General features: G+C 68.8%; 17 protein-coding genes. 8 read left to right on the plus strand and 9 right to left on the minus strand.

The features are described 5' to 3' along the window. The 4 genes from B1400_RS07610 to B1400_RS07620 all read right to left on the minus strand — a co-directional run. The coding region (locus B1400_RS07610; protein WP_133064641.1) for a hypothetical protein at positions 1-274 on the minus strand (274 nt) is incomplete at its 3' end. Between the two features lie 65 nt (positions 275-339). Continuing rightward, entirely contained in the window at positions 340-1,476 is a 1,137-nt protein-coding gene (locus B1400_RS07615; protein ID WP_327078507.1) for an aggregation-promoting factor C-terminal-like domain-containing protein, read from the minus strand. Positions 1,477-1,547: 71 nt separating this feature from the next. Beyond that, positions 1,548-2,522 (minus strand): hypothetical protein, encoded by a 975-nt coding sequence (locus B1400_RS09830; protein ID WP_033518190.1) that lies wholly within the window; start codon positions 2,520-2,522, stop codon positions 1,548-1,550. After that, positions 2,516-2,845 (minus strand): hypothetical protein, encoded by a 330-nt coding sequence (locus B1400_RS07620; protein ID WP_095613821.1) that lies wholly within the window; start codon positions 2,843-2,845, stop codon positions 2,516-2,518. The genes B1400_RS09830 and B1400_RS07620 overlap by 7 nt, the downstream gene beginning before the upstream one ends. 143 nt (positions 2,846-2,988) lie before the next feature. Between B1400_RS07620 and B1400_RS07625 the strand changes: the two genes are divergently transcribed. The 6 genes from B1400_RS07625 to B1400_RS07650 all read left to right on the plus strand — a co-directional run bounded on the left by B1400_RS07625 (position 2,989) and on the right by B1400_RS07650 (position 9,923). After that, positions 2,989-3,258, plus strand: a complete 270-nt coding sequence (locus B1400_RS07625; protein ID WP_033518192.1) for a hypothetical protein — start codon at positions 2,989-2,991, stop codon at positions 3,256-3,258. A gap of 70 nt (positions 3,259-3,328) precedes the next feature. Continuing rightward, complete coding sequence (locus tag B1400_RS07630) at positions 3,329-5,539, plus strand: type IA DNA topoisomerase (RefSeq protein ID WP_095613822.1); 2,211 nt, start codon at positions 3,329-3,331, stop codon at positions 5,537-5,539. Further along, positions 5,536-6,015: a ribbon-helix-helix domain-containing protein gene (locus B1400_RS07635; RefSeq protein ID WP_095613823.1), complete on the plus strand. Its 480-nt coding sequence runs from the start codon at positions 5,536-5,538 to the stop codon at positions 6,013-6,015. Before B1400_RS07630 ends, B1400_RS07635 begins: the two co-directional genes overlap by 4 nt. A 496-nt stretch (positions 6,016-6,511) precedes the next feature. Continuing rightward, positions 6,512-6,907 carry a plasmid mobilization relaxosome protein MobC gene (mobC, locus tag B1400_RS07640; RefSeq protein WP_095613824.1) on the plus strand — a complete coding sequence of 132 codons (396 nt, stop codon included), beginning with the start codon at positions 6,512-6,514 and terminating at the stop codon, positions 6,905-6,907. Between the two features lie 631 nt (positions 6,908-7,538). After that, positions 7,539-8,444 (plus strand): Fic family protein, encoded by a 906-nt coding sequence (locus B1400_RS07645; protein ID WP_095613825.1) that lies wholly within the window; start codon positions 7,539-7,541, stop codon positions 8,442-8,444. Positions 8,445-8,555: 111 nt separating this feature from the next. Then, positions 8,556-9,923: a relaxase gene (locus B1400_RS07650; RefSeq protein ID WP_133064642.1), complete on the plus strand. Its 1,368-nt coding sequence runs from the start codon at positions 8,556-8,558 to the stop codon at positions 9,921-9,923. A 114-nt stretch (positions 9,924-10,037) separates the two neighbouring features. On the opposite strand, the gene B1400_RS07655 is transcribed toward B1400_RS07650, so the two are convergent. After that, positions 10,038-10,940: a hypothetical protein gene (locus B1400_RS07655; RefSeq protein ID WP_095613827.1), complete on the minus strand. Its 903-nt coding sequence runs from the start codon at positions 10,938-10,940 to the stop codon at positions 10,038-10,040. 193 nt (positions 10,941-11,133) lie between these two features. Between B1400_RS07655 and abiEi the strand changes: the two genes are divergently transcribed. Then, positions 11,134-11,685: a type IV toxin-antitoxin system AbiEi family antitoxin gene (gene abiEi / locus B1400_RS07660; RefSeq protein WP_095613831.1), complete on the plus strand. Its 552-nt coding sequence runs from the start codon at positions 11,134-11,136 to the stop codon at positions 11,683-11,685. After that, positions 11,672-12,610 carry a nucleotidyl transferase AbiEii/AbiGii toxin family protein gene (locus B1400_RS07665; protein ID WP_095613828.1) on the plus strand — a complete coding sequence of 313 codons (939 nt, stop codon included), beginning with the start codon at positions 11,672-11,674 and terminating at the stop codon, positions 12,608-12,610. The genes abiEi and B1400_RS07665 overlap by 14 nt, the downstream gene beginning before the upstream one ends. Before the next feature lie 29 nt (positions 12,611-12,639). Here B1400_RS07665 and B1400_RS07670 read toward each other — a convergent pair whose 3' ends face one another. The 4 genes from B1400_RS07670 to B1400_RS07685 form a co-directional block, all read right to left on the minus strand. Beyond that, the gene (locus tag B1400_RS07670) at positions 12,640-14,328 is read right to left on the minus strand and encodes a hypothetical protein (RefSeq protein ID WP_133064643.1); all 1,689 of its coding nucleotides are present in this window, start codon (positions 14,326-14,328) and stop codon (positions 12,640-12,642) included. 22 nt (positions 14,329-14,350) lie between these two features. Then, positions 14,351-14,764 carry a hypothetical protein gene (locus B1400_RS07675; protein WP_051920873.1) on the minus strand — a complete coding sequence of 138 codons (414 nt, stop codon included), beginning with the start codon at positions 14,762-14,764 and terminating at the stop codon, positions 14,351-14,353. A 13-nt stretch (positions 14,765-14,777) separates the two neighbouring features. Then, positions 14,778-15,866: a hypothetical protein gene (locus B1400_RS07680; protein WP_133064644.1), complete on the minus strand. Its 1,089-nt coding sequence runs from the start codon at positions 15,864-15,866 to the stop codon at positions 14,778-14,780. Then, positions 15,863-16,287, minus strand: a 425-nt coding sequence (locus B1400_RS07685) for a DUF4913 domain-containing protein (RefSeq protein WP_133064645.1), incomplete at its 5' end; no start/stop codon positions are given. The genes B1400_RS07680 and B1400_RS07685, both read right to left, overlap by 4 nt.

The following is a 16,287-nucleotide window of genomic DNA, read 5'->3' on the forward strand; positions in this document are numbered from 1 at the left end:
GGGGCCCGTCGAGGCCGCCGGGGGCGGGTACGAGCCCGGTCCATGCGCGCACGATGCGGTCGGAGTCGGGCAGGGTCATGCGCAGGTAGCGGATGCGGCGCGCCGTCTCCCCGATGAGCAGGTTCACGCCGCCGTCGGGGCGGCGCGTCGCCACGCATACGCCGTCGCGCACCCTGTCGCCGTATCGGATCGTGTAGCGTGCCAGCCGTTCGTCCCGTCCGTTGATGACGTGGTCCATGGCGAACGGCGGCCAGATGTCCTCGAGCGTGTCCATGGCGCCTCCTTCGCGTGCCGTGCCGTCCAGTATGGGCCGTGCGCGCGAGGGGGTCGGCCCACGCGTCAGTACCAGTTGTGCGAGAGCCACCATTGCTTGGCGCCGGTGGGCGTCTTGTAGCGCTGCTCGATGTATTCGAGCCCCCAGGCGATCTGCGTGGCGGCGTTGTCGCGCCAGTCGTCGCCTTTGGTGGCCATCTTGTCGCCGGGCAGCGATTGGGGGATGCCGTATGCCCCCGATGAGGGGTTCTCGGCGTCCCAGCGCCATCCCGACTCGTGTTCCCACACCCATTCGAGCGCCTCGTATTCCTTCTGCGTGTCCCAATGCGTGTAGTGCTCCTTGAGCATCTTCATGGCGATCGCCTTCGCCTGGTCGGGTGTGGCGTGCCTGCCGTCGCCCTTGTAGTCGGCGAGTTCGATCTGCGCGCCGGACGTGTCCGCCGGGGCGGCGGCGGTCGACGAGCATGTCCAGGCGGCCTCGATCTGCGGGTCGGGCGTCCTGGAGCGCGGGTCGCGCGTCGTGGCGGCCGTCGCGGGCCCGGACGCCGTCTTCGTGCCCGTGCCGGCCGTCTTCGTGTCCGCGCCGTCCGTCTTCGTCGTCTTGTCGTGCTTGGAGGCGGACGACGTCTTGTCGGGCAGGATGTAGACGGCGCCGCCGTTGATGGGCAGCACGCGGCTGGTGGCGATGGGGCCCTTCACGTTCATCTCGCTGATGAGCACGCTGCCGGCCTTGGAGTCGACCGCCTCGACGACGGCGACGTGTCCGTAGGTACGGTCCGCGCCTTGCACGCCGGGAGGGTAGCTGACCAGGGCGCCGGCGACGGGTTGGTCGCTGGTGGTGCGGTATCCGGCGGCGCGCCCGGAGGCGGCCCAGTCGCCGCCGTTGCCCCAGTAGGAACCGACGTCGATGCCGAGCCGGCGGCCGCGCATGCATGCCCACCAGGTGCATTGCCCGTCCGCGTATCGCGAGCATACGGACTCGTCGGTGCCGCCGTTGTATCGGTTCATCGTCTCGGTGGTGGTCATGTTCTCCCATGCGTCGCCGCCGGTGGCGTCCCTGAGCGTGCCGAGCGTGCCCGTGCCCGCGGCGGGGTTGGCCGCGTTCGCCGCGGCGACGACGACGGCGGGGGCGGATTGCGTCGTGTCCGCGTATTTGCAGCCCTGCATGACGTCGATGACGCTGCGCACGCTGCATCCGGGCATGGCCGCCGTCATGCACGCGACGGCGAGCAGCGCGCATGCGCGCCGCGCCCGGGCACGGGCCGCGGGGCGCGTCACGCGCCCTCCCCCACGTACCAGTACGGCGTCTGGCCGCCGACGCTCACGTCGATGGTCCTGCATGGGTGCTGCCGGGTGCCGAACCCGGTGCCGCCCGCCGATCTGACGACCTCGCCGTCGCCGATGCGAGCCGGGTCGGTCTCGTCGCCGTCGAGGTCGGTGACGACGTGCCGCCAGTCGTCGGTGCGCGCCGGGCAGTACACGGTGATGTGCCATGGGCCGTCGTCCATGGGGATGACGACCGTGTCGTACTGGCGGGCGAGGATCTCCTGCGGGTCGGTGCGTGAGTCGTAGGAGAACCCCGCGGGCACGGCGAAGCGGGTCTCGCCTTTCTGGTAGCGGCCGGCGGCGCCGAGCGCGCCGTGGTCGTCGCCCTGGTATTCTCCCGCTTTGCAGTAGCTCGTCCACGAGCGCATGATGCGGATGTCCCCGGTGCACAGCGTGTCGGGGTCGAAGCGGCGGTCGAGCGCCCAATGGCGGGGGAAGTTGGGCAGCGCGTAGGTCACGCCGGCGCCGTCGGCGCCCATGGTGTCGGCGACGCGCGCCGCCCAGGTCTTGTCGTCCGTCGTGGCGTCGAGCAGCGCGTCCATGGTGGCCAGGGCCGCGTCGACGGCTCCGGTGCCCGCCGGCATCCTGGCCGTCTTCGCCTTGCCGTCCGTTTTCGCCAGCTTGTCCGTGAGGGCTCCGTCGCGCACGAGCTGGACGGTGTATTCCGGACGGCTCCATTCGCCCGGCGTGGGGATGCCCGCGGCGCGCAGCCCCTTCCATGCGTCCCCTTCGCTCCCGGCGTCTCCGTCTCGCGCCGCGGCGCGGCCGGTCTCGTCGGTCGCCGGCTGCGCGTCGGTGCGCCCGTGGTGGGTGACGATGGCGCCGAACGCGCATACGAGGATGACGGCGACGGCCCAGACGGCCAGCCGTCTCATGCGGCCCCATGCGCGCACGCGGGGCTCCTTGGCGCGGCGGTTCACCATGGGTGCGCCTCCTGCCCGGGCTGCCCGTCCGCGGACACGCCGTCGGCGCCGTCCCCGTGCGTGTCCTCGTGCGTGTCCTCGTGGTCGTCGTCGGCGATCCTGGCGCGCACGATGCGTGCGGCCTCGTCGAGTTCGGCGGCGGTGTTGCCCCGGTCGCGCGCCTCGGCGCGCGCCTGGTCGCGGCGTTGCTTGGCCGCTGCCAGGTCGAGTTCGGCCGTGTGCACCGCGAGGAGCGCGTCGACGTAGTCGCCCAGCGCGTTCTCGCGTGCGGCGCGTTTGCCGCGGATCTCGCCGAGCACGGCGCGTTTCGTGTTTGCTGTCACGTCTTCCTCCTTGTCGTGTGGTCGTCGCCGTCCAGTATGGGCCGTGCGCGCGCGGGGCGCGGACCACGTGGTCCGCGCCGCGGGGGCGCCGGGGCGATGATGGGACGGTCCTCAATCGACGACAGAACGGATCGGAGACGGTTATGGAGTTCATCAATATGGTGTGGCGGGCCACGCTCAATCTGGGCGTGTGGCAGGTGCCGGTCACGCTGGCGGCGTTCGTCGCCGGCGGGGCGTGCATGATCGTGGCGCGACGGCTGGCGCGTCCGACGATCGACGAGACGGGCATGGGCACGGCGGTCAAGACCGCCGTCATGGCCCTGGCCTGGATCGTGGGCGTGCTGCTGTGCCTGTACGCGCTGGTGTGCGTGGCCGCGGTCTTCTGGCCGCTGTTCACGGGCGCGGCCGTCTGACGGGAGCGCGCGGGGGTCGGGCGTGCGCGTCCGGCCTTTTTTCATTGGCCTTCGTGCGAAAGGAGAACACATGACGAAGGTGGTCATTGCGGAGAAGCGCAGTGTGGCGCGGGCGGTCGCCGCGGCGCTTGGCGGCGGCGTCGAGCGTGCCGGGGGCATCGAGTGCGGCGACGTCGTGGTGACGTGGGCCGCGGGGCATCTGGTGGACCTCGCCGAGCCCGGCGACTATCCGGGTCGCGGCTGGGGGCGGTGGAGCATGGAGTCGCTGCCGATCGACCCAGGCGAATGGCGGTGGCGCGTGGAAGGCGGTGAGGCCCGCGCGCGTCTGGACGCGATCCGCGCGGCCGTCGGGCGCGACGGCGTGGACGTGCTCGTCAACGCGTGCGATCCGGACCGTGAGGGCGAGGCGATCTTCGACCGGATCGTGCGGTATCTGGACGTGCGCCTGCCGGTGCTGCGCCTGTGGGTGGCGAGTCTCGAGGAGGACGCGATCCGCGCGGCCTGGGAGACGATGCGTCCCGGTGTGGAGTACCGGGGGCTGCGCGACGCGGCGGACATCCGCGCGAAGGCCGATTGGCTGATCGGCATGAACGCGTCGCGCGCGTACGGCCTGGTGCATGACGCGCGTGTGAGCGTCGGTCGCGTGCAGACGCCCACGCTCGCCATGGTCGTCGGACGCGACGGCGAGGTCGAGTCGCACAGGCCGGTCCCGTTCTGGCAGGCCGTCGCGCCGATGGGAGGGTTCACGTTCATGTCCGGGCGCGAACAGGACCAGGCGCGTGCGCGTCTCGCCGCGGACCTCGCGGCGCGCGGGCTGGCGGTCACGAAGGTGGAGCGGCGCGAGGTCCATGACCGGCCGCCGCGCCTGTACGACCTGACGGGGCTGCAGAAGGACATGAACCGGATGCACCGCATGAGCGCGGCGCGCACGCTCGCCGCGCTGCAGGGCCTGTACGAGGCGGGGCTCGCGACGTACCCGCGCACCGATTCGCGCTTCATCACGCACGACGACCTGCCCACGCTCGAGGCGCTGCTCGCCTGCGCGCCGCTCGCCGACGTGTACGCGCCCGCGGCGCGCGGCATGCGCATGCGCCCCGAGCTGACGGTCTCGGACGGCCGGGTCGCGGGTCATACGGCGATCCTGCCGACGGCCCGCGCGGCGCACGCGGACCCCGCCCGTCTGGACGAGGACGGGCGTCTCGTGCTCACGCGTGTGGTGCGCCGCATGTTCGAGGCGGTCGGCGACGACCGCGTCCGCATGCTCGTGCACGCCCATGCGCGCGCCGGACACGGGACGGACGTGTTCGGGTTCGACGCGTCGAGCGACGAGACGCTGCAGGCGGGATGGAGCGTCGTCGAACCGCCCCGCGCCGACGAAGACGCCGACACCGACGGCGATGATGCGCGGCGCGCGGCGCGCGAGCGGATCCCGGCGAACCTGCGCGAGGGCGTCACGCTCGCCCCGGTCGGGCCGACCGGCGTGCATGAGGGACGCACGTCGCCGCCGAAACGGTTCACGGAGGCGACGCTGCTGGCGGCGATGGAGCATGCGAGCAGGTTCGTCGACGATCCGGGCCTGAAGGCCGCGCTCGACGACGACACGTCGCATTCGGGGGGCATCGGCACGCCGGCGACGCGCGCGGACGTGATCGAGAAGCTGCTGCGCTGCGGATACCTGGAGCGCCGGCGAGGCGGCGCGCTGGTGTCGACGCAGGCGGGACGCGACCTGGTGCGCGTCGTGGACGCCCGGCTCAGGGACGTCGCGTTGACCGCCGACATGGAGCAGGCGCTGGCGCAGGTCGAACGCGGCGGCGCGGACCCGGCCGAGGTGATGGAGGCGTTCCGCGCGTGGGCGGTCGAGATACCGTCGCTGGCGGCCTCGTCACGCGACGTGGGCGTCACGCTCGCCCGGCAGTGGGGCCCGTGCCCCCGGTGCGGCGCGCCGGTCGTCGAACGCGGCGGCGTGTGGACGTGCTCGACGAACCGCTCCGAACGCGACGGGGACGGGTCGTGGCGCGACGTCGAGGGATGCGGGTGGCGGCTGTGGCCGACGCTGTGCGGCGTGAGGCTGACCGACGCGAACGTGCGCCGCCTGCTCGCCGGCGGGCAGGTGGCGCGCAAGGGGTTCACGTCCAAAAGGACGGGACGCCGGTTCGACGCGAAGGTCGCGATCGACGCGCGGCGCGGCGCGCGCCTCGTGTTCGACGACGAGCCGCGTGCGCGCGGAGGCGCGCACGCGCCGGGAGCGAACCGCACCCAGACGCCGGAAGGAGAGGAATGATGCTCCGCTACCCCCATCGCGTCACCGTCGTCATGGACACGGACACATGGAACGCGATCGACGAGACGTGCAGGCGCCTGGGCGTGAGCAAGTCGCACTTCCTGCGCTTCTGCGTGCTGCCGGCCAGCGTCCGGTTCATGGACGCGTCCGACGACTTCATCCCCGCCCATCCCCCGCACGCCTGGTCCGACGAGCACGTCACGCGCGGCGAGACCCGCTGCGTGTCGCTCACGCTCAGCGACGAGATGATGGAGGTCACCCGCCGCGTCGCGTCCAAGGCCCGCAGCTCGCTGCCCCAGGTCATGCGCGACCAGGCCGCCCTCGCGCTCGACGCGCTGCGCGACGACCCGACCCTGCGCATCCCGGCCCTCAAGGAACTCGAGGACAGCGCGCGCGACCTGCTCGACGCGCTGCACGCCCCCGCCGCACCGGACCGGCCGACCCCGCCACCTCCTCAAAGCACACAGAAAGCATGAAACATGGGCACGTAATTCAACAATTCTGCAACTAGTCTATAACCAGTATCTAACCATTATTGTTATATTATATGACAACTGTATAACTACAATATAACTATTATATAACCATTGTAGTTATACAGTTCATGAACAGAGCATACATACGAAGGGCAGCAAGCTATACGGATTGTGTACACAATCCGTATCTCCCCCTCGCCCCGCCCGACGGCGGCGCAAGGAACGAACCCGAGTGCCGAAGGCCTGACGCGCGACGGGCGCGCGGGAATCCGACGCCGCCCGACGGCGGCGGGGACGGCGCACCGGTCCCCGGGCGCTCCATCCCCGGAAAACCGGGGGCCGGCATCCGGGAAAACGGGACGGCGCACGCCGGAAAACACGGGCCGGCATCCCGGAAAACGCCGCCCCGTCCACGGCGGGATCAGCGCATGCCCACGCCGAAAACCAAGGACGCCCCCTCCGCGCACGGAGGGGGCGCGCCGCCAAGGAGCGGACGATGACACGCAGAAAACAACGCCGCCAGGACGGCACGACACGGGACAGGCAGATGCACCTGCGCGCATCCGCCGAGGACATCCGCATGATGCGCCGCGTCTCCGAACGCATGGGCATGACGGTCGCCCACGCCACCGTGACGCTGTTCCGCCGGGCCGAGGGCGTCCAGGAACGCGACCGCGAGGAACGCGAATCGCCGCAGGTGCGCGAACTGAAGGCGATCCGCACGCAGATCTGGAGGATCGGCCACAACATCAACCAGATCGCGCGCAACACGAACCGGGACATGAACGCCACGCAAGCCGACGAGGCGGCCGCCGTGAACGCGGTGCGCGACTGCCGGGAACTGCTGGCGCAGGCCGACGAAATCATCCGGTCGAACACCCCGGAATCATGAAACCATCCCCGATTCGCGCGACATGCGCCATCCCCGGGCAGACGGCGCGAGGGGCATTCCCCGCCCATCGGCGAGGGCCTATCAACGCCATCCGCTCCGGAAAAAGCGCCACATCCAGCGGCCGCCCAACGGGGCCCGGATGAGAAAAACGGCCGCCGCGGTCTCCCGCAAAAAGGAAGTCGCGGCGGCCGCCACTGCGGTCTGGTCGCCACCGAAAAACACAGGGGCCACCATGGCTTCACGAAAAGAACCAGGTCGTCGTCGGCGATCAACTGAGGAGGTGGTTCACCAGCCGCTGACCTGAAAACCGGTCGCGGCCCTCATCAAATCGGGCTGCACCTCCCCCTGACGCCGGCCGCCCGCACGAGCGGGCATCCACCGAAGAACATGCCCCGCGCCGCCACGGGGACGGCGCCCGGAGAAGGGACGCGCCACCCAATCCGGCGGTCCAGCCGGACGCATGCTTGACGCCGGCGGCGGCGGCGACGGCCCCGGCCGCCTCCGCCGCCGCCGGCGGACCATACGCGCATCCGGTGCGGCCGGGGCGCCCCGGAACGGGGCCTCGCCCGTGGAGAGACGGACGGCCCTTCACCGTCTACAATGGGCGACGACGGCAAGAAAGGAGCACGCCATGCCCAATCCGGCGCTCACGAGCAGAATCGAAAACCTGCCAAAGGAACTCATGCTGATCCAGCCCCGAAAGGACGTGCGGGACATGCTCGACCGCGCCGATGCGAGCAGCGCACGCCTGAACAACCTTCAAGGACTCGATGGCGTGGAGGAATCCGCGCTTGACGACTACAGGCGCGAATGGCTCGGCCGATACGTCTACAATTCCAACGCGATCGAGGGTTCAACCCTTAGTCTGGCGGACACCGAACTCATCCTCGAAGGCGAATTCGTCCCCCTCGACGGGCCCGCACGCTACATCTTCGCCGCCAAGGGCGTCGCCGACGGCATGGACTGCGTACGCCGTTGGGCCATGGAAGGCCGCCCCGTGGACATCGACCTGATCCGCACCATACACGCGATGACCGCCCTGGACGTGCAACCCGTCATGCGTGGAGCCTTCCGCCCCTATGGCTATACGGCACGTATCGTCGGCGCCCGGATCAAGACCGCCGACGCGTTGGAGATATGGGACGATCTCGAAAAACTCATCGACTCCACCCGACGCTCGGACGCGCACCCGATCCTGAAGACCGCCGCCTTCCACATGCTGTTCGAGAACGTGCACCCCTTCGCCGACGGCAACGGACGCACCGGCAGGCAACTGCTCAATCTCATGCTCATGGAATCCGGCTACCAGCCGATAGCCATCAAACATGACGCCGGACGCGCCTACGGACGCTCATTGGAGCAATGGCAGGCGTACGACGACCCCGCGCCGTTCCTCTTGCTGATCACGGACTGCATCAGCCAGGAACAGGAGAACATCGCCACGATCATCGAACGCATCAGATACGGCGAGCCATCACGGGCCGCGGACACGGGCGCGACGATGCGCCCGGAAAACGGAAGCGCCACCATGCGATGAACGGACGGGCGCGGCGCATGGGAAACGGGACGCGCCCGGCTGACGGCGGCCGGCGGCCTCGGCCGCACACGTGGGACGCGGGACCCATGCAGGAGGGCGATGATGGTGCGCATGATCCCCAACATCACGCGCGGCAGCAACCCCGCCGGACTCATCCGCTACCTGTTCGGCCCCGGCAGGAAGAACGAGCACCGCGACCAGCATCTGGTATGCGCCAGCGGCGACATGCTCGACGCGTTCGATCTGTCCGGCCGGCCCACGGCCACCTATGAACGGGTCGGCCGTCTCCTCGACCGCCGCTACCAACGCCTGCGCCGCGACGGCAGGACCTGCCCGCCCGACCGCAGCCCGGGCGGCAAGCACAACCCCGAACGGGAGGACGGCAAGGACCGGATCTGGCACTGCTCCCTGTCCATCCCCGCCGCGCACGGCGCGCTTTCGGACACCCAATGGGAGAGGATCGTCGTCGACTACCTCACACGGATGAACATCATCGACGGGCCGGACGACGAGACCGCCAGCTGGATCGCCGTGCGCCACGGGCTGAGCGCCAACGGCAACGACCACGTGCACATCGCCGTCCAGCTCGCCCGCGACGACGGATGGATCAACCCGTACAAGGACTGGCGGCACGCGCAACGCGCATGCCGCCACCTCGAGAAAACGGACGCGAACCTCGAACAAATCACGCGACGCCGCCCGCTCGACGACGTGCCCTACCAGTACGCGCAATGGCGCCGATGGGCTGAATGGAAGGCCCGCTACGACTGGATCGAGGAACACGGCGCTCCCTGGAACAACCTCGACGAGGACGGGCGCGAGAGGATGATCCGCGCATGGGACGCGCAGCCCGAACCCGTACGACGGCGCAGGATCAACCACATCGCCGCATCGACGATGCCGCGCATGCACGTCGCGCGCCTCGTCGAGGCGTGCGCCATCGCCAGCGACACCGAGGACGAGTTCATCCGCCGCGTGCGGCGCGAAGGCCTGCAGATCGACCCGTTCCTCAGGAAAGGAACCGGCCGGGACGACTTCCGCTCCCCCGGCCAGGTCACCGGATACCGCATCACCTGGCGCAGCTCGAACGGCTGGACCGAACGGTTCAACACCAAGGACCTCGGCGACGGGTTCCGCCTCAAGACCCTGCGCGCACACTGGAGGCACGACCCGCACGAGGACGCCCTCGCCGTGCTCGAATGGAAGGCCGCCATGGAGAACAGGCCGCCCGCCATCGAGGACGGGGCGGAGAAACACCCCGAGAACCTCAGCGTCCACGATCTGCAGACGATGATCGACACCGCGTTCCGGCAGGCCATGCGCATGCGCGACGCCGACCCGGACGACCTGCGCGGGATCATCCTCGACGGCATCCGCGCGTTCGACCGGATGCGCGACCGATACGGCGCCCCGCCCTCCATAATCGACGGGGCACCCATACGCCTGCCCGGCACGGACACGGCGGGAAGAAAGACCTGAATGAGGGATTCCGGACATGGTCCATGCCGCGGCCCGGGTGGATCACGAAACGCTACGGAAGCAATGCCCTTTCCTGTAGCCCGGGAAAGGATCGTGACCATTCTTCCCCATCCCTTACGCGCTCTCAACGTGCAGGCGGTACACTATCCTTTCGTGTCCGCCTTGTTCTTTCGATATGCGCCGTTTGTCCATCACTCGGCACAAGAGCCTATCGGGAACGAACACCTCCCCCTCTTCCCGACTGATCCCGTCCCATTTCCCCAGCATGGGCACCACACGGCGCACACCTTCGATTTCAAGCAGAACATCACCGCCCAACCACGATGGGTATGTCGCCGAGGTGGACAGTCCGGGGCCCATTTCCACGAGATCCCCGTGCTCGAAATCCATCTGCCCTCTGGTGGCGGCATCATCCCCGATCCCCAGCGTGCGCAGCACAGTCAAGTCCACGCCGTCAGGGACCGATTGGACCTGTTTGAGCCGATAGGCCTCTTCCGAGAAGATGACGCCTTCTTCGGAGGGAATGAAGCATCTTCTGCCCGAGATCACGTTGCCATCGCTGTATCGGTCCAGCTGACGCCGCCAATATACGTGAGGGGTCATCCCGGGGGTGTCAGACCATCGGTTGCGGAAATCCTCATCCATCATGAGCGACATCTTCAACAACTCGACGAGGCATTCGTTGCTGTTGGGCAGGTACCCCTCGGCATATCCCCACCTCGAAACGCGGCCATGGCGGTCATGAATCATACCCGCCTCGCCAAGCATTCTCACCATACGACGTTCTTTGTCGGAACGAATCCGCAGCAAGGCTTCATCGCCCTCACGAATCAGCCCGGCTATACGTTTCGGACGGCAAGGATGCAGCAGTCTTCTATACGGCGCTTCGCTCAGCATCCGGAACTCCTCCCGCAACACTGCAAGTTCACGGGCCAATCCATCGGACCTGGTCTGCATGCGCAACAGCGATTCATCGAGTTGGTCCAGAGCCTTCCTCAAATCGGCCTTAGTCACCATCGCTCTGGATCTCCTTCCATCGGGCAAGCCACGTCAATGGATAATCCTATGCCCTTGGTAACGCCGCCGGCGCGTCAAACATGTTGGGCAACGCCCCGTTTGAGCGTGGCCGGCGCCGAACAGACCCTCCCATGGTTTCTCCATCGCTCTACATGAATTAACTTTTCCATGGTAACTCATGTATACTTCTGGTATGAGACGAGACATGGCGTTGCGTAGGCTGGCGGAGGCGGAACGCAGGTTCGGCCTGTACGTGTACCGCAAGGCCGATCTGTCCGCCGTGCTGGGGGAAGGGGGGAATCCCCTGACGCGCACGCTGACGTCGTTGTGCGCCGCCGGCATCATGGAACGCGCCGTGCGGGGCGTGTACGTGTTCTCGTACGCGCGCAGCATCGGCGACGGCACATTGGACGCGATCGTGCAATGCCTGCGCCCGACCAGCATCAGTTGGGAAAGCCTGGAGAGCGTATTGAGCAAGTGGGGCGTCATCAGCCAGATCCCCATCGGGCGCGTCACGTACATGACCACGGGCCGCGAGGGCGAGTTCGACACGAGGTTCGGCGTGATCGATCTGACGCATAGCTCCCTGCCCGCATCGAGGATCGTCCCCAATCTCGTCATGCGTGGCGACGGCCGTCTGCCCATGGCCTCTAAGATGTTCGCGTACGAGAACCTGAAGGCCACCGGGCGCAATCTGCATCTGGTGGACATGGAGGAGCTGGAGTGGGACTATGACGAGGACTGACGCAGATCCGGAGGAGCTCGCCCGGATCGTGGCCCGCGAGAACGGCACCGAGGCGATGCTGCCCGTCATCACGAAGGAGCTGTACCACCAGTACATACTCGGATCCATGAGGGAACAGGGCTTCCTCGACCGCCTGGTGTTCCAGGGCGGCACCAGCCTGCGCCTGTGCCATGGATCCCCCCGATACAGCGAGGACCTGGATTTCGCCGGCGGCCCGGACTTCTCATTGGAGGATTTCGCGGCGATGGGCGACTGCATCCGCGACACGCTCTCCCGAGTCTCCCCCACCGCGCAGGTGCGGGTCCGCGACCCACGCAGGGAGGGCATGGTGAACCGGTGGCGCATCAACATACGCACGGCGGAACAGACCAAGGACATGCCCAGCCAGATCATCAAGCTCGAGGTCGCGGCCGTCGCCGCCCATGACCCGCAGCTGGCCGTGGCGCGAATCCGATACCCGCAGCTTGCAGGCGTCTTCGCCCCCATCCCATTGACCGCGGAAAGCATAGAGGAAATACTCGCGGACAAGATGCTCTCGTACGTCGCCTCCGATTACGTCCGGTACCGCGACCTATGGGACATGGGCTGGCTGACGATGCGCGGCGGCATCGACGAGGACCATGTGTGGGCCATGGCGACGGACAAACAGGACGATTATGACGAACACCCCGATTGGAAAGCGCGGATCGACTCCGACCGCGACGTCACACACGTCATAGAGTCGCGGGGTTTCACGGACGAACTGACCCGGTTCATCGCCCCGTCGGCACGACCGACCACGATAGACGACCCCCTGTGGCGGCGGTCGATCGCGACGTGCCTCACCCGGCTGTTCTCCGCCTATATCGCGCAGAACGCCCCGGCGCCTTATCCGTACGATCCGACGGCGGGATTCGCCCCGCCCGACGCCCACCACACACGGTAACGCCTCCGTGACGTCGTCGGCCGCGGCGGTCATCGGACGTGCGCCGTGGACGTCTGGTCCATGGCGAGCAGGTCGAAGATGTCGGGTTGCACGGCGTTCGAGTAGTCGAACGGGTCGATCGGCGCCGCGGCGTACGGGTCGTCCTCCACGGCGGTCTCGTCGGCCTCATCGCGCCTGCGCTCCCATTGGGCCGGGTCGAGCGTGTCGAAGGGCCGGAAGTCGGGGAAGAATCCCCGCATGGTGCGGTCGAGCAGGCCCTCGTGGGCGCGCTGAGCGGCGTAGCGGTTGTTGGTGCGGTAGGTGTCGTGGTCGGCCAGCAGGCTCGATTCGACCCCGACGATTTCGCTCGCCCAGTATTCGAAGGACCTGGCGAACGCCTCGGTGGGGGTCTTGAGGTAGTCCCTGAAGTCGCGCGAATACTGTTCGGCGCGCGTGTCGACGTCGTCGACGACGGCCTGGAGCATGGGCCGGAAGTCTGCGCCCATGCTCAGTTGCGTGCCTTCGACGCTGGTGTGGTCGAGGTGGTGGGCCCATTCGTGCAGGAAGCTGCTCATGCCGCTGTAGCCGTTCCTGGTGGCTTTGCCGTCGTCGAGCGCGATCGCGACGTGCAGCGGCGAGTACACGCCCATGGTGTTGCCCCGGTATCGCCCGAGCTTGCGCACGCGCAGCGCGTCCAGGCCACGGCCGCTTTGGGGCAGGTGGCGCATCGCCGTGATGATCTCCTGCTCCATCTGGTGTATTTTGGTCCGGTCGATGTCCTCGTCGTATTCGACGTGGCCGACCAGCGCGTTGAGGGGGCTGCGCGCGGCCAGATCGGCGACCTGGCGGGATACGACGATCTTGTCGTCGAACGCGCCGGCGATCGATCCGGTGCGCCGGTCCTTGATGTTGAGGGCCTGGAGCCGGTGCGCGTCCTCGCTCATGGCGATGCGGTCGAGCGCCCCGGACAGTGCATCCAGCACGTCGGCGCGGCGCCGGTCGCGTTCGGGTGTCGGCCGCGCCCACAGGGCGAGTTCGTCGCGCCGCTTGCTGATGTCGATGCCGGTGAGCTCGCTCAGGGCGGCGCGCAGCCTGATGTGCCCCAGCAGCATCTCCACGTCGAGGCGGCCCACGATGTCGGGCCGGCTGGCGATGCGCTCACGGAACGCGAACACGTCCGGCCGGGGAAGGCCCCAGCTGCAGGCCCGGTCGTCGAGGTATGGGTGGTCGGCCGTCTTGGAGAACATGCTGCGTGCGGTGTGGCGTACGCCGTCGGCGAGCAGGACGGACATCGTCGTCCCCTCGCGCCGGCGCACCCCGCGGAACGATCCGAGCCTGTCCATGTCGACCTGGCCGAGGTCCATGACGGCGTGCACGTGCCGCGACGGGTACCCGCCTTTCTCGAGTGTGCGCCGCGCCCAGTCGGGCGGCTCGTCCGCGCCCATGATGCGCACGCGGCCGGCCGGGTCGGGGTCGACTTGCGCCGTGGACGTGTAGGCGTCGGGCAGGTGGATGAGCACGGCTTCGGCGAGGATGTCCCGAGCGGCGCGGCTGTCGTGCGCGTCGCGGACCGTGTCGAGCCATTGGGCGCCCAGATGGTAGGACAGGCGGGTGATCTTGCGTCCCACGGTCTCGGTGGGGTCCCATCCCAGGTCGGGCTGCATGGCGCGGCGTTCCGTGCTGATGCGCCGGTGGGGGTCGAGCAGGCTGTCGATCCGCTCCATTCGGTCTTCGCTCATCGTCGTTCCTTCCTCCATGCGCTCAGCGGGTGAATGCGTGCGCGGCCGGCGGGCCGGGGTCCGGCATGGGGCCGGGGATGTCGGTGTCGACCAACGGGTTGTCGCGCCAGTCGGCGGGCAGGTCCGCGATGACGACCCGCGCCCGGTGCGGCCCGATCCGTATGCTTGCGCGCTCCTCGAGGCCGAGGTCGGCGAAGGCGCGGCGTGTCAGTTCGCCGTCGATCCGGTAGGCGCCCACGGCGATGCGGTCGCCGCCGGCGGGCAGCGTGGGCGCGGCGACGGTGATCGTCTGCCAGTCGCCGCGCGCGGGCCCGTCCCATCCCAGGTCGGCCGCCATGCGCACGTCGTCGGGGTCGGGCGGGCATGTCGCGGTCACGCACAGCGTGCCGTCCTCGTAGCGTTCGATCCGGTATCGCAGGTCCTGCGGCTGGTCCATGACGCCCCCTCCGTCAGATGGCGGCGGCCTCGGCCGCGCGCCGTTCGAAGCCGCGCGGGTCGAGGACGGGTGCGGGGCCGGGCTCGTCCGAGGATGCGGCCATGTCGCTTTCGTCGATGACCGACCACATGCCGAATACGTCGTCGCCGCCGGTCTGCGTCTGCGTCATGTCGAACATGCCGCGGGCGTCCATGTCGGCCGCGTCCTGTTCGAAGTCGGCCGTGGTCGTCTCCGTCGCCCCGTCGGGCGCGGCGTCGCGCAGTTCGCCGCGTTCGATCTCGCTGGTCTCGGCCGGTTCGATGCCGGCGGCGGTGCGGTCGGCGGGCGCGGATTCGTCGAGGTCGAGGTCCTTGAGGTAGGCGATGGCGTCGTCGACGCCGTCGGAGTCGATGTCCTCGTTGGCGGCGCGCATGACGGCGTCGTGGATGCGCGTTTCGTCCCACCCGTACCATTGGCCTCCCCACCGGGTCTGCACGCGGAAGCCCGCCGGGTGGTCGGCCAGGAACCCCTGCGGGTCGTCGGCGCGTTGCAGGCGCACGGGGATGCCTCCCTTGCGCAGCGCGTCGAGCGTGGCGTCCAGGTCGGCGCCGTGCGTCGCGTAGGTGATGACGGCCCGGTTCGTGTGCTGGCAGGCGACGGCGGCGATGTCCCCCTCGCCGTGGCGCCGTGTCCATTCGTCGCGCATGACGCGTTGCGCGCGCTCGAGTTTCGCCGCCCATCCGGGGTCCGCGCCCTCGAGCTGCTCGCCGACGATCCATGCGCGCAGCAGGCTGCGGTCGTCGAGTTCGTCGGCGCGGCCCGACAGGACGCTCTGCTCGAGCGTGTACTCGAACCCCTCGTTGAGCCGGGCGCGGTTGGCCGTCTCCCATTGGTGCAGGGCTGCGCGCTGCGCCTCCAGGCGTCTGGCCTCGGCCTCCTGCTCGCGCCGCTCGTGCAGCGTCTCCTGGCGCGCCTCGCGTTGGCGCTGCTCATATCTGGCTTTGAGCTCGTGGTTCTTGCGGTCGATCCACACGTGCAGCCGGCTGAGGGTCTGCGCGCATTGGCTGTTCATGTTGGAGAGCAGCTGGTCGAGGCCGTCCTCCGCGTCCTGTCCGCCCATCATTGCGTCCTTTCTGCGTATCGTGGGCCGCGCGGCGCGCGTCCCGTGTCCTCGCGCCCGCCTGCCGGCAGGGGTTCGTCGTGTCCGACGGCGAGCGTGGCGGTGATGCGCTGCCGCCAGTCGGCGGGCGGCGGCGCGCACGGCAAGGGCTGTCCCCGGTCGGTGTAGGTCTGCGCGGCGGGCAGCGAGGCGACGATGCCGCGGTCCGGGTTGAACACGCGGTCGAGGACCCCGTACAGCTGCATGTACCAGACCATCATGCCGGCCGGCTGTTTGCGGGCGGCCTCGTAGCCGCGCCACAACGCGTCCAGGGGGAACACGATCTGGGGCCAGCGCCACCAGTCCTCGACCCACCGGTACGGCGAGGACGTGTTCTGCTGGAAGGCGAGCACGTGCGCGACGAAGCCCTCGACGAACGCCGGCA

Source organism: Bifidobacterium italicum, from assembly GCF_002286915.1.
Lineage (GTDB): Bacteria > Actinomycetota > Actinomycetes > Actinomycetales > Bifidobacteriaceae > Bifidobacterium > Bifidobacterium italicum.

Excerpts from the sequence above, each read along its gene's own strand:
- abiEi (WP_095613831.1), top strand. The coding sequence starts at position 11,134 with ATGAGACGAGACATGGCGTTGCGTAGGCTGGCGGAGGCGGAACGCAGG.
- B1400_RS07625 (WP_033518192.1), top strand. The coding sequence starts at position 2,989 with ATGGAGTTCATCAATATGGTGTGGCGGGCCACGCTCAATCTGGGCGTG.
- B1400_RS07630 (WP_095613822.1), top strand. The coding sequence starts at position 3,329 with ATGACGAAGGTGGTCATTGCGGAGAAGCGCAGTGTGGCGCGGGCGGTC.
- B1400_RS07680 (WP_133064644.1), bottom strand. The coding sequence starts at position 15,866 with ATGATGGGCGGACAGGACGCGGAGGACGGCCTCGACCAGCTGCTCTCC.
- B1400_RS09830 (WP_033518190.1), bottom strand. The coding sequence starts at position 2,522 with ATGGTGAACCGCCGCGCCAAGGAGCCCCGCGTGCGCGCATGGGGCCGC.
- B1400_RS07665 (WP_095613828.1), top strand. The coding sequence starts at position 11,672 with ATGACGAGGACTGACGCAGATCCGGAGGAGCTCGCCCGGATCGTGGCC.
- B1400_RS07675 (WP_051920873.1), bottom strand. The coding sequence starts at position 14,764 with ATGGACCAGCCGCAGGACCTGCGATACCGGATCGAACGCTACGAGGAC.
- B1400_RS07615 (WP_327078507.1), bottom strand. The coding sequence starts at position 1,476 with ATGCCCGGATGCAGCGTGCGCAGCGTCATCGACGTCATGCAGGGCTGC.
- mobC (WP_095613824.1), top strand. The coding sequence starts at position 6,512 with ATGACACGCAGAAAACAACGCCGCCAGGACGGCACGACACGGGACAGG.
- B1400_RS07650 (WP_133064642.1), top strand. The coding sequence starts at position 8,556 with ATGATCCCCAACATCACGCGCGGCAGCAACCCCGCCGGACTCATCCGC.
- B1400_RS07655 (WP_095613827.1), bottom strand. The coding sequence starts at position 10,940 with ATGGTGACTAAGGCCGATTTGAGGAAGGCTCTGGACCAACTCGATGAA.
- B1400_RS07635 (WP_095613823.1), top strand. The coding sequence starts at position 5,536 with ATGATGCTCCGCTACCCCCATCGCGTCACCGTCGTCATGGACACGGAC.
- B1400_RS07670 (WP_133064643.1), bottom strand. The coding sequence starts at position 14,328 with ATGAGCGAAGACCGAATGGAGCGGATCGACAGCCTGCTCGACCCCCAC.
- B1400_RS07645 (WP_095613825.1), top strand. The coding sequence starts at position 7,539 with ATGCCCAATCCGGCGCTCACGAGCAGAATCGAAAACCTGCCAAAGGAA.